11 protein-coding genes are annotated in these 12,202 nt (G+C 72.8%); 6 read left to right on the top strand and 5 right to left on the bottom strand.

Features of this window, described 5'->3' with window-relative positions; all coding sequences use genetic code 11:
- Window positions 1-58 precede the first annotated feature (58 nt).
- The 3 genes from HDA43_RS22070 to HDA43_RS22060 all read left to right on the top strand — a co-directional run bounded on the left by HDA43_RS22070 (window position 59) and on the right by HDA43_RS22060 (window position 3,232).
- Window positions 59-1,351, top strand: a complete 1,293-nt coding sequence (locus HDA43_RS22070) for an ABC transporter substrate-binding protein (protein WP_179824718.1) — start codon at window positions 59-61, stop codon at window positions 1,349-1,351.
- Window positions 1,352-1,412: 61 nt separating this feature from the next.
- The gene (locus tag HDA43_RS22065; protein ID WP_179824716.1) at window positions 1,413-2,300 is read left to right on the top strand and encodes a carbohydrate ABC transporter permease; all 888 of its coding nucleotides are present in this window, start codon (window positions 1,413-1,415) and stop codon (window positions 2,298-2,300) included.
- Window positions 2,297-3,232, top strand: a complete 936-nt coding sequence (locus tag HDA43_RS22060; protein ID WP_246424482.1) for a carbohydrate ABC transporter permease — start codon at window positions 2,297-2,299, stop codon at window positions 3,230-3,232. The genes HDA43_RS22065 and HDA43_RS22060 overlap by 4 nt, the downstream gene beginning before the upstream one ends.
- Here the strand turns inward: HDA43_RS22060 and HDA43_RS22055 are convergent.
- Window positions 3,207-4,193 carry a helix-turn-helix domain-containing protein gene (locus HDA43_RS22055; protein WP_218912360.1) on the bottom strand — a complete coding sequence of 329 codons (987 nt, stop codon included), beginning with the start codon at window positions 4,191-4,193 and terminating at the stop codon, window positions 3,207-3,209. The genes HDA43_RS22060 and HDA43_RS22055 overlap by 26 nt on opposite strands.
- Before the next feature lie 100 nt (window positions 4,194-4,293).
- Between HDA43_RS22055 and HDA43_RS36055 the strand changes: the two genes are divergently transcribed.
- On the top strand, window positions 4,294-5,562 hold the full coding sequence (locus tag HDA43_RS36055; protein ID WP_179824714.1) for an MFS transporter: 1,269 nt from the start codon (window positions 4,294-4,296) through the stop codon (window positions 5,560-5,562).
- Between the two features lie 108 nt (window positions 5,563-5,670).
- On the opposite strand, the gene HDA43_RS22045 is transcribed toward HDA43_RS36055, so the two are convergent.
- Entirely contained in the window at window positions 5,671-6,690 is a 1,020-nt protein-coding gene (locus HDA43_RS22045; RefSeq protein WP_376770519.1) for a LacI family DNA-binding transcriptional regulator, read from the bottom strand.
- Between the two features lie 342 nt (window positions 6,691-7,032).
- Here HDA43_RS22045 and qcrB point away from each other — a divergent pair, with 342 nt between their 5' ends.
- Entirely contained in the window at window positions 7,033-8,733 is a 1,701-nt protein-coding gene (qcrB, locus tag HDA43_RS22040; protein ID WP_376770518.1) for a cytochrome bc1 complex cytochrome b subunit, read from the top strand.
- 81 nt (window positions 8,734-8,814) lie between these two features.
- Here the strand turns inward: qcrB and HDA43_RS22035 are convergent, their stop codons facing one another.
- Together HDA43_RS22035 and HDA43_RS22030 are read right to left on the bottom strand one after the other, a co-directional pair.
- Window positions 8,815-9,432 carry a cysteine dioxygenase gene (locus HDA43_RS22035; protein ID WP_179824710.1) on the bottom strand — a complete coding sequence of 206 codons (618 nt, stop codon included), beginning with the start codon at window positions 9,430-9,432 and terminating at the stop codon, window positions 8,815-8,817.
- Entirely contained in the window at window positions 9,429-10,406 is a 978-nt protein-coding gene (locus HDA43_RS22030) for an amidohydrolase family protein (protein WP_179824708.1), read from the bottom strand. Before HDA43_RS22030 ends, HDA43_RS22035 begins: the two co-directional genes overlap by 4 nt.
- A gap of 280 nt (window positions 10,407-10,686) precedes the next feature.
- On the opposite strand from HDA43_RS22030, the gene HDA43_RS22025 reads away from it, so the two are divergent.
- On the top strand, window positions 10,687-11,640 hold the full coding sequence (locus HDA43_RS22025) for a LacI family DNA-binding transcriptional regulator (protein ID WP_312873490.1): 954 nt from the start codon (window positions 10,687-10,689) through the stop codon (window positions 11,638-11,640).
- Between the two features lie 24 nt (window positions 11,641-11,664).
- Here HDA43_RS22025 and HDA43_RS22020 read toward each other — a convergent pair whose 3' ends face one another.
- A complete protein-coding gene (locus tag HDA43_RS22020; RefSeq protein WP_179824705.1) occupies window positions 11,665-12,033 on the bottom strand; it encodes a phage holin family protein in 369 nt (122 codons plus the stop codon).
- Window positions 12,034-12,202 lie beyond the last annotated feature (169 nt).

Raw genomic sequence — 12,202 nt, 5'->3', positions numbered from 1 at the left:
CAACGTTGTCATATCTCTCGGTGATTCTGTCGGATTGATTCCGAAGGGACAGGAAACTGTGCGACGACGATTGATGGCGGCCGTCGCGGCCACCGTGGCGGGCCTGCTCACCCTGACCGCCTGCGGCGGTGACGGCGGCGGCGCGGCGCAGGGCACGCAGGGCGGCGGAGGAGAGAAGAAGGTCGAGGTCTTCTCCTGGTGGACCGGCCCCGGCGAGGCCGACGGCCTGAAGGCCATGCGGGAGATCTTCCAGAAGAACAACGCCGGTCTGGAGTTCTTCGACGCGGCCGTGGCGGGCGGGTCCGGCGACAAGGCGCGCGCTCTGCTGACCACCAAGCTGCAGGCCGGGGACCCGCCGGACACCTTCCAGGGCCACGCCGGCGCCGAGTTGCAGGGGTACATCAAGGCGGGGCAGCTGGAGCCGGTCAACTTCCTCTACGACGAGCTCAAGCTCAAGGAGGTCTTCCCGCAGCAGCTCATCGACCAGATCAGCGTGCGGGGCGACATCTACTCCGTCCCGGTGAACATCCACCGCTCCAACGTCATGTGGTTCAACCCCGGCGTGCTCAAGGAGGCGGGGGTCGCCGAGGTGCCGAAGACGATCCCGGAGTTCGTCACCGCCCTGGACAAGGTCAAGAAGGCGGGCAAGGTGCCGCTGGCGATCGGCTCGGAGTGGACGATGGTCCACCTGCTGGAGAGCGTGCTGCTCGGCTCGCTCGGCACCGACGCCTACAACGCCCTGTGGACCGCGAACGCCGACTGGTCGGGCCCGGCCATGACCAAGGCGCTCAACGACTTCAAGACCGTCCTGTCCTACGCCGGGGACCCGGCCGACGACTGGCAGCCCGCCGCCAAGCAGGTGGCCGACGGCCAGGCCGCGTTCACCGTCATGGGCGACTGGGCCTACGGCTACTTCCACAACCCGCCGGACGGCGGCCTGGGCAAGAAGTCCAAGACCGACTTCGACTGGGCGCCCTCGCCCGGAACGGCCGGCACGTTCATGTGGCTGTCGGACAGCTTCACCCTCCCCAAGGGCGCGCCGAACCGCGACGGTGCGGTGGCCTGGCTGAAGGTGGCCGCGAGCAAGGAGGGCCAGGACGCCTTCAACCCCAAGAAGGGCTCCATCCCGGCCCGTAAGGACGCCGACACCTCCCTCTACACCGACTACCTCGCCGACGCGCTGAAGGACTGGGGGAGCAACAAGCTCGCCGGGTCCATCCAGCACGGCGTGGTGGTCAACGACGCCTGGCGGACCGCGATCAACGAGGCGGTCGGCCTGTTCCACGAGGACAAGGACGTGGCCGCCCTGCAGTCCTCCCTGGCCGAGGCGGCCAAGAACTCCGGCCAGTGACCGCCGGGAAGCCGCCGATGACCGTCGGGAAGCCGCCGTCGAGGGGCGCGGGAGGTGCCGGATGACGCGGGTGCGCAGGTGGCTGCCCGGCCTGCTGCTGGTCATGCCGTCGCTCGTCGCCATCGGGGTCTTCGTGTACGGCATGCTCGGCTGGAACTTCCGGCTGGCCATGACCGACAGGCACGACGAGGTGTCCGAGGGGTTCTTCGTCGGCCTGGACAACTTCTTCTCGCTGTGGAGCCAGAAGCCGTGGGTGATCTCGGTCCACCACGCGATCGTCTTCACCGCCGTCTTCGTGCTCGGGGCGCTGGCGCTGGGCTGGCTGCTGGCGTTCCTCATGGAGAAGGGGATCAGGGGAGAGGGCACCTTCCGGGCGGTCTACCTGTTCCCGATGGCGGTGTCGTTCGTGGCGACCGGGGTGGTCTGGCGCTGGCTGATGAACTCCGCGCGGGACGAGCGGGCCGTCGGGCTGAACCGGCTGTTCGACGGGCTGGGACTGGACGCCCTGCAGTGGGGATGGTTCCGTGACCAGGACTGGGGGATGGCCGCCATGGCCATCCCCGCCATCTGGCAGATATCCGGATATGTCATGGCACTGTTCCTGGCGGGTTTCCGGGGCGTCCCCGAGGAGCTGCGCGAGGCCGCCCGGGTGGACGGCTGCGCCGAGTGGCAGGTGTACCGGCACGTCGTGCTGCCGCTGCTGCGCCCGGTGACGCTGTCCGCGCTGATCATCCTCGGGCACATCTCGCTGAAGGTCTTCGACCTCATCGTCGCGGTCTCCGGCAAGCAGATCGTCACCTACGTGCCCGCGATCTCCATGTGGGTCGCGGTCTTCGACTCCCACGACCCGGCCAAGGGCGCCGCCATCGCGTCCTACATCGTGCTCGCGGTGAGCGTCTTCGTCGTCCCCTACCTCGTCTGGTCCCTGCGCAGGGAGAAGCGATCATGACGGCCGCGACCACCCCCGCCGCCCCGGCCGCCCCGGTCCCCCCGGTGCGGGACGCGCGGGACGGCGGGCGGGCGCGCACCCGGGCGGGGTGGGCGCGCGGCGTGCGCCTGGCGCTGCTGCTCGCCTTCCTCGTCGTCTTCCTGATCCCGATCTACGTGCTGCTGGTCACCAGCTTCAAGCCGCTCACCGAGGCCGACCCGAGCCGGGCCTGGGCGCTGCCCGAGGTCTGGACGTTCGAGCCGTGGCGGGTGGCGTGGGAGAAGCTCGCCCCCGGCATCGTCAACAGCGTGCTGCTGGCCGTACCGGGGGCGCTGATCTCGGCGGTGCTGGGCTCGATGAACGGCTACGTGCTGGCCAGGTGGCGCTTCCCCGGCGCCGACGTGCTGTTCACCCTGCTGCTGTTCGGGATGTTCATCCCCTACCAGGGCGTCATGATCCCCCTGGTCCAGCTCCTGGTGAAGCTCAACGAGATCACCGAGGCCGTCACCGGGGCGCAGGGGGTCTTCTACGGCGCGATCCCCGGGCTGCTGCTCGCGCACGTGGTCTACGGCATCCCGATCTGCACGCTGATCTTCCGCAACTACTACGTCACCATCCCCGAGGAGCTGATCGAGGCGGCCCGGGTGGACGGCGCCGGGATGCTGCGGACCTACCGGTCGGTGGTGCTGCCGGTCTCCGGGCCCGCGTTCGCGGTGGTGGTCATCTGGCAGTTCACCTCGATGTGGAACGACTTCCTGTTCGCCGTCTTCCTCACCGGGCCGCAGAGCTGGCCCACCACGGTCATGCTCAACAACATCGCCGGAGCGCAGACCGTCCCCTACAGCCAGCAGATGGCCGCGGCCCTGCTCGCCTCGATCCCCACGATGGTGGTCTACGTCCTGCTGGGCCGGTTCTTCATGCGGGGCCTCATGGCGGGGGCACTGAAGGGCTGACCAGCGCGTCGCCGAGCGCCGTGCGGTGGTAGAGCACGGCGCGGCCGGTGCGGCACCGGGCCACCAGGCCCGCGCGCCGCAGCGCGCCCAGATGGTCGCCGACGGTGCCCAGCCCCAGGCCGAGCAGCGCGACGAGATGGCTGGTGGTCGCCGGGACGGCCAACTCCAGCAGGACCCGCGCCCTGGTCCGGCCGATCAGCCCGGTCAGGCCGTCGGGCACCTCGTGCGGGATCCCGGCCCCGCGCGCCGGGTAGGAGATCGCGTACGGCCAGGCGTCCTCCAGGTAGGAGCCCACCCCGGACGGGAAGGGGGAGGGCACGAACAGCAGGCCGCGCCCGTCGAGCCGGCGGGTCTCGCCCGGACTCTCCGCCCGGACCTCGATCACCCCGTCGGGGTGCCAGCGCACCCGGGGGCTGAGGTCGGCGAGCGCCGCCGCCCAGCCGTACGTCGCCAGGCGGCCGGCCCGCTGGATCACGTCGCGTTCCAGGATCGCGTGGAAACGCGGCCAGGCGGGGGCGACGATCTCCTCCCAGAGCGCCTGGAGCGCGTCGGCGAAGAGCGTCACCACGTCGGGTGAGGCCAGCACGTCCAGCACGGCGGCCGGCGGCCGGGGCATGCCGTCCAGGTTCCTGGCGATCTCCCGGTGCGCCTGGGCCGCGGAGGTCGCGCGCACCGCCGCGATCTCCACCTCGAACGGGGTGTCCACCCCGGCCGGCGGCGGCGCGGCGAAGTCGACGTTGTAGCGCCGGTCGCGGAACAGCGTCACCATCGCCCCGAGCCCCGGCCGCTCGGCCAGCAGCCTCCCGTACGGTTCCCGCGCCCGGTCCGCCCAGGCCCGCCACACCCCGGCCTGCTTCTTACCGGACAGCACCCACAGGGCGAGCTTGGTGACGATGAGCGGGGAGACGGCGAACCTGGTGGCCACGACGTCTCCCGGGCTGACCTCGATCCTGATGGCCATGACGTCTCCCCGGCCGCCCGGCACGGCAGGTCGGGTGGCGATCTTTCGGCGATTTCCGAAAGCCTATCTCCCGGCGGCGGGACGCCCCACCCTGGCGGACATGACGATCACCCCGCGGGAAAGGGCCGCCACCTACAAGGAGCTCTTCGCCGTCGCCGAATTCCGGACGCTGTTCGCGAGCTTCGCACTCCTGATCGCCGGGGACCAGGTCAAGGCGCTGGCCCTGTCGGCGCTGGTGTACGCGAGGACCGGTTCGCCCGGGCTGTCGGCGGCGGCCTACATGCTGGGCTTCCTGCCGTACATCGTCGGCGGGACGTTCCTGCTCTCCCTGGCCGACCGGGTCCGGCCCCGCACGCTGATGATCGTCGGCGAGCTGGTCCGGGCGGTGACCTGCCTGCTGCTGGCCTTCGCCGGGCTTTCCGTCTGGGCGATGCTGGCGCTGGTACTGGCCGGCGGCCTGTTCTCACCGGTCTTCATGGCGGCCCGCAACGCCCTGCTGCCCGCGCTGCTGCCCGGGGACGCGTTCGTGCTGGGCAGGTCCGTGCTGTCGGTGACGGCCGCCGGCGGGCAGGTCGCCGGGCTGGCGGCCGGTGGCGGGGTGCTGGCCGTGACCGGTCCCGCGGGCGCGCTGGCCGCCACCGCCGGACTGTCCGCCGTGGCCGCCGTGCTGCTCCGGCTCGGCCTGCCGGACGTACCGGCCCGGGGCGCGGGCGAAGACGAGGGCGGGGGCGGCGCGCGGGGCCGGGGCCCGGGTGCGGGCGGGGCGGGCGCGCGGACCCGGGGCGCGGGCGGCGGGACCGTGCGGGAGACGCTGCGCGTCAACCGGGCGCTGCTGGCGGACCCGCGGGTGCGCGGGCTGCTGCTCGCCCAGTGGCTGCCGGTGTCGTTCCTGACGGGGGCCGAGGCGGTGCTCGTCCCCTACCTCGGCGGCACGGCCGGCGTGGCGCTCGCCGCCGCCTCGGCCGGGCTGGCGGCGGGCAACCTCGCCGTGGGGCGGCTGGCCTCCCCGTCCGGCCGGGAGCGGCTGGCGTTGCCGCTCGCGGTCCTGGCGGGCGTTCCGCTGCTCGGCTTCGTCCTCCGGCCGGGGCTCGCGGCGACCGCGCTCCTCATCCTCCTCGCCACGATGGCCGGCGGCTCCTACGCGCTCGGGTTGCAACGCCGGTTCGTGGCGGCGGTGCCCGAAGCGGTCGCCGGGCAGGCGTTCGGCCTGGCGGGCGCGGGGGTGATGACCGGCCAGGCCCTGGCCGCCGCCCTGGCGGGCGCGGTGGCCGAGGCGACCGCCCCGCACCTGGCGATCGCCCTGGCCGGGCTCGCGGTCATCGGCTGCTCGCTCGCGCTCCGCCGTCGCCTGAGCCCGGGACCCGCCTGACCGTCACCTGAGCCCGGGGTCCGCCTGACCGTCACCGTCCCCCGCGGCTCCGAACCCGGCTCGTCCCCCCGCCCCCCGCCGCGGCTCCGGCCCGGCGGCCGGGGTCGGTCACCTGCGCCCGGGGCCCGCCGTACCGGGCGCGGGCGGCAGCTCGCCGGAGCCGCGGGGGACGAGCCGGGTCGGCAGCTCGATCCGGCGGGCCGGTCCCCGCCCGCCCGCGATCCGCTCGAACAGCAACTCCGCGGCGGTACGGCCCAGCCCCATCGGGTCCTGGGCCACCACGGTCACGCCGGGCGTCAGCAGGTCGGCCAGCTCGAAGTCGTCGAAGGCGACCAGGGGCGGCCGGTGGCCGGCGCGCAGCACGGCCACGGTGATCCGGCTGTTGCCGGTGAACACGGCCGTGGGCGGGTCGCCGCCCGTGAGCATCGCCGACAGCGCCGCCCCGGCCCGCTCCGGCGGCCCCATCGCGACCAGCGACGCGTCGGCGCCGAGCCCCGCGTCGGCGAGCGCGCGACGGTAGCCGGCGAGACGTTCGGCGGCGGTGAAGATGGCCGGGTCGTCGCCGAGGAACGCGACGCGGCGGTGGCCGTGCCGGAGCAGGTGGGTCACCCCGGCGTACGCGCCGGCGGCGTTGGCGCAGAGCACGGTGTCGGCGTCGAGGCCGCCGGGCCGGTCGGCGAAGACGGCGGCGACGCCCGCGTCGAGCTCGGGGCGGAGATAGCCGTGGTCGGGACCGGCGGGCACGATGACCAGCCCGTCCACCCGGCGGGCGCAGAAGGCGAGGAGGAGGTCGCGCTCGCGCCGGGGGTCCTCGCCGGAGGAGCCGCTGAACATCAGCGAGCCGTGCGCGAGCGCGACCTGCTCCACCGCGCGGCCCATCCCGGAGTAGAACGGGTCGCCCACGTCCTCGATCACCAGGCCGATGGTCGCGGTCCGTCCCCGGCGGAGCAGCCGGGCGCTCTCGTTGCGCCGGTAACCGAGCCGTTCGATGGCGGCCAGGACCCGCCGGGCGGTGGCCGGGGTGACGCCCGGCTCCTCGTTGACGACCCGGGAGACGGTCTTGAGCGCCACCCCGGCCGCCGTCGCGACGTCCTTCATGGTGGGCCGCCCGCGCACACTGTCTGTCACGGCCCGATCATCACCCAGGAACTCCTCGCCGACAACGTTGTCATCGGGGCGACGGCTCGTCGCCGCGTCTCCCGAAAGGATAACGGCGCAGGTTAAAAGGGCGATAAAGGCCGTGCCGCCGCTCGCCGTGCGGATGGTCCGGCCGGTGGCCACCGCCCGCCCGGTGAATAAGTTTCAGGGCTTTCATTCCTATTTGTGGGCTTCTGTCTTTACATTCGCTTGTAACCCGCTGTGGATGATGGAAGGACCTGGTCGGCGACGGCGTGCTTCGCCGTACATCCCGGTCCGGCCATCGGGCGACAGACCGCGCCGGAGCCGGGGCCCTGAGAACGGAGGCCACGCGTGAGCAGCGGAACCGTTCCGAAGCCCATAGCGAGCACGAGCAGTTTCCTGGACGATCGTCTGGGCGCGGGAAACTTCCTCCGGCGGAACATGCGGAAGATCTTTCCTGACCACTGGTCTTTCCTTCTGGGGGAGATCGCCCTCTACACGTTCGTCATCCTGCTGCTGACCGGTACGTTCCTGACCTTCTTCTTCAAACCCAGCATGCAGGAGGTCACCTACACCGGCTCCTACGCGCCGCTCAAGGGCGTCATGATGTCCGAGGCGTACTCCTCGACGCTGGACATCAGCTTCGACGTGCGCGGCGGCCTGCTGATGCGGCAGATCCACCACTGGGCCGCCCTGCTGTTCATCGGCGGCCTGATGATCCACATGCTCCGCGTGTTCTTCACCGGCGCCTACCGCAAGCCACGCGAGCTGAACTGGCTGATCGGCGTCGCCCTGCTGCTGATCACCCTCATCGAGGGCCTGACCGGCTACTCCCTGCCGGACGACCTGCTGTCCGGCGCCGGCCTGCGGATCACCGCGGGGATCGCCCAGATGATCCCGATCGTGGGCACCTGGATGACCTTCCTGATCTTCGGTGGGGAGTTCCCGGGCAGCGACATCATCGCCCGGTTCTACTCGCTGCACATCCTGCTCATCCCGGCCCTGCTGCTGGCGCTGATCACCGGTCACCTGTTCCTGATGTGGGTGCAGAAGCACACCCAGATGCCGGGCAAGGGCCGCACGAACATGAACGTGGTGGGCTCGCCGCTCTGGCCGGCCTTCATGATCAAGTCGGGCGCGTACTTCATGTTCACCTTCGCGACCGTCGCGCTGCTGGGCGGCCTCGCGCAGATCAACCCGATCTGGCTGTTCGGCCCCTACAGCCCGGCGAACATCTCGGCCGGCACCCAGCCCGACTTCTACATGGGGTTCCTGGACGGCGCGCTCCGGCTGATGCCCGGCTGGGAGGTCGACTTCGCCGGCTACACGCTGACACTGAGCGTGCTGATCCCGGCACTGGGCCCGATCCTGCTCATCACGCTGGGCCTGGCCCTCTACCCGTTCATGGAGCAGTGGGTCACCGGCGACCGCAGCGAGCACCACGTCGCCGACCGGCCCCGCAACAACCCGCACCGCACCTCGATCGGCATGGCGGCGGTCGTCTTCTACGGCGTCCTGTGGCTGAGCGCCGCCAACGACGTGATCGCCGCGCACTTCCATCTCTCGATGAACGAGCTGATCTATGTCGGCCGCGTCCTGATCTTCCTGGGGCCGTTCCTGGCGTACGTCATCACCTACCGGATCTGCCTGGGCCTGCAGCGCAGGGACGCCCAGGTCCTCGCCCACGGCGTGGAGGCCGGCGTCATCAAGCGGCTGCCCGACGGCGAGTACATCGAGGTGCACGCCCCGCCGACCCCGGACCTCGAGGACCGGATCCGCGGCAAGGCGCCGGTCCCGATGCTGCCCGGACTCGGCGACGGCCACGGGAACGGCCATGGCGACGGGGACGGCGAAGTCCCGCCCGAGGAGCTGCGCGGCCGGTTCGGCAGGCTCCGCGCCAGGATGAGCCGGGCCTACGGCGGCGAGAAGGTGCCGCTGGAGGAGAGCCACGAGGAGTACCGCGAGCAAGAGGAGGAGGAGCACGCGGTCATGGCCACCCGCCCCGCGGGCGGCCGGAAAGGCGGGACGGGCGGAAGCGGCGGTCCCCACTAGGCGAGGGCGGCTCCGCCGGGCTCCGGGCGGCCGTCCCGCCGGCCGGGGACGGCCGCCCCGGACCGAGGGGTGGCGGCCCCGTCAGGCGAGGGCGGCCTCGCCGACCGGCGCGTCCGGCAGTTCCTCCGGCAGGTCCTCCGCCGGGTCCACGGGCCGCAGCTCGTCGGCGTAGCTGACCGAGACGCGGCGCATGACCCCGCCCTCGTCTATCGAGTACTGGCCGAGACGCCACAGCGGCGGGGAGTAGGCGTGGATCGACACGCTGCCCTCCGCCGCCCCGCTCAGCCGGTGGATGTGGTCGGGGCCGAACGAGAACGACTGCCCGGCGGTGACCAGCGTCTCCACGTGCTCCCCGCCGATCCTGGGGTTGGACTCCCGCAGCGCCCCGGCCACCACCCGGACGGCCCCGGAGGAGATGTCGTGGTCGTGCCAGCCGGTGTCGTCCCCGGGCCGCCAGCACAGCAGCCAGACGTCGACGTGCGAGTCGCGGTGCAGCGAGGCGTAGTGGCGGCCCCCCTCGGCGGGGAAGTCCACGTCGCCCTCCCACCGGGACGGGTCGGCGGCCAACTCCTCGACCAGGGCGCGCAGCTCGCGCCGGTCGAGGGGGCGCGCGGGCAGACTGTCGTAGCCCGTGCCGCCCGTGTCCGGCCCCTCGGGGAGCGCGTGCCGCTCCCGGGCCGGGGTGATCACCTGGTTCATCTTCCGGGCTCCTTCCGGTTCAGCAGGCGGTTGGGATTGACCACCGTGACGGCGTGCCGGGCGGCGTCGCCGAGCGCGGGGTCCGGGGCTTCGGCGTAGGGACGGTCGGAGCCGTTGACCACCACGTCGATGCCGAGCTCACGCACGATCGCGTCGATGGCGCGCGGGCCGTAGGAGGAGGTCTCAAGGAACACGTCGCGGTCCACCTCTCCCCGGCCGCCGCCGCCCCGGCGGGCCAGCCGCTCGGAGTGGAGCGGCGCCAGGCCCGCCAGCAGCGCGAAGCAGACGCGCAGGCCGGGATGGCGGGGACGGCCGAAGGCGGCGAAGGCGAACCAGGCGGCGTGCATCTGCTGCACGTACGGCACGACGGCCGGCCACCACCCGGGTACGGCGGGCACCCCGGAGCCGGCCGCCGGCCGGGCGGGGGCCTCCGCGCCGGTCGCGATCCCGGCGGGTGCTCCGGGCCCGGCTCCGGGTGCGGCGGGCGCGGCCGGGCCCGGGTGCACGAAGAGCGGCAGGTCCCGCTCGGCGAGCACGTCGAGCAGCGGGGCGACCCGCGCCAGGCCGGCGGCGCACCCCACGGCCGTGGCGGGCAGCTGGAGCCCGGCCAGCCCCCGGTCGAGGGCGCCGGCGAGCGCGCCGGGGTCGATGTCGCTCAGGCAGGTCGCGGCCCAGGCGCCGAAGGGCGCGGGCAGGGCCAGGGCGTCCTCGTGGTACGCGTCGATGATCGGCCAGGCGTCCCCGGGCGGCAGCGACTCCACGCCGAGCGGGCTGGACAGCGACACCAGCGCCAGGTCGAGGCCGGGGTCGGCGGCCAGGCGCGCGGCCGGGTCGTGGTCGGCGGGATTCACCTCGTAGGGGGGCTCGCCGTCCAGGTGGAGGGTCCAGCCGTCGAGGCGCGGCGCGGCCGTACGGCGCCGGAGCGCGTCGGTGAACGCGGGCGTCCAGAGGTGCTGGTGCACGTCGACGGCCATCAGGCCCTCCCTTCTGTTATTTCCTACCTAGAATACAGGTAATTGGGTGGGCCGCATCCTCGACCTTGCGATGGCGTGTCGGGCCGCCGCCGGACCGCCCGGCCGGGCCGCTTCCGCCGACCCGCGGCGATCACCTGCTCCGGCGCGGCGCCATCGGGCCCGGCCGGTCCCGGCGACGCGGTGAAACTCCGGAATACCGCGCGGGAGACGCCTGCCGCGGCGGACCGCGGCATACCCTGGGCTGGTGCCCCAGCCACGGAAACGAGCGACGATACGTGAGGTGGCGAAGGCCACCGGACTGTCCCCGGCCTCGGTCTCGTACGCGCTGCGCGGGATGCAGGTGTCCGGAGAGACCATCGAGCGGGTACGGCGGGCCGCCGCCGAGCTCGGCTACGAGGCCGATCCCATCGCCCGCGCGCTGGCCAGCGGCCGGACCGGGATGATCGGCCTGCTCTGCGGATCCCTGGAGGACCTCTGGCAGCAGGCCCTGGCCGTAGGCATCGGCCGGGCGCTGAAGGACAACGACCGCTACGCGCTGATCCTCGACGCCGTGGGAGACCCGGCGCGGGAACGCACACTGGCCCGGCAGCTCCGGGACCAGCGGGTGGACGCCCTGATCGTGCAGCCGGTCGACCCGGCCGCGCCGTTCTGGGCCGAGCTGTGCGAGAGCCTGCCGGTGGTGTCGATCGGCGACGCGCTGGCCGGGGCCCGTACGGCGGGTGAGGTCGTCTTCGACAACCGCGCGGGGGTCACCCTGGCGCTGGAGCACCTGCGCGACCGGGGACACCGGCGGCTGGCGGTCCTCACCCCCACCCGGGCCAGCACCCCCGACCGCCCCGCCGACGTGCACGTCCTGGCCGAGGCCGAACGGCTGGCGCTGGACATCGAGGTGATCACCGCGCCCCAGTCGCCGGCCGCCGCCACCGGCGTCGCCCGGGGCGCGCTCGCCGCCGGGCACCGGGCGTTCTTCTGCTTCTCCGACTCGATCGCCTACGGCGTCTACGCCGCCTCCGTCGCGGGCGGCCTGCGCATCCCGCTCGACGTCTCGGTGATGGGCTACGACGACCACCCGATGTCGGGGCTGCTCACCCCGCCGCTGACCACCGTCGACTGGGACATCGACCGCATCGTCCGGGCGGCCGTCGGCGCGGTCGTGGACGCGGCGGACGGCGAGACCCGTCACCGGCGCATCGTCCAGTCCCCGCAGCTCCGCGAGCGGGGCTCGGTCGGCTGAGCCCCGCCCGGCGGCGCGGGTCGCTCAGTCGCCGAACACCAGGTCCAGCAGCCAGCTCACCAGGCCGATGATGATCGCGCCCCAGAACGCCGCCCAGAACCCGCTCACGTGGAAGGCCAGGTGGAACTGCTTGGCGATCCAGCTCGTGAGCAGCAGCAGGCCGGCGTTCACCACCAGGGCGAACAGCCCGAGGGTGAGCACGTAGAAGGCACAGCCGACGGTCTTGATGATCGGCTTGAGGACCGTGTTGATGACGCCGAACACCAGGGCGACCGCGAGCAGCGTGCCGACCTCTCCGGCGGTGGTGGACGCGGACACCGTGATGCCGTGCACGAGTTGGGTGGCCACCCACAGGGCGGCCGCCACGGCCACGATCTTGATGATGATTCTCACGCCTGGGCATCCTCGCAGGAGAGTCGGACGGACGGTAGGCCCGCCGCGCGGGCCTACCCGGACCCTAGCCACTCCGCACCCGCGACGGCGGTCACGACCCCGTCACCACGACGAGGTCCCCGAGGGACTCCGGCGGCGCCCGGCCGCGGCGGCGGTGCCGTACGGAGGT

Origin of the sequence: Streptosporangium sandarakinum, assembly GCF_013409935.1 — a bacterium.
GTDB lineage: Bacteria > Actinomycetota > Actinomycetes > Streptosporangiales > Streptosporangiaceae > Streptosporangium > Streptosporangium nondiastaticum.
Note: the sequence above shows the minus strand (reverse complement) of the source record. Positions and strands in the feature narration are given on the sequence as shown.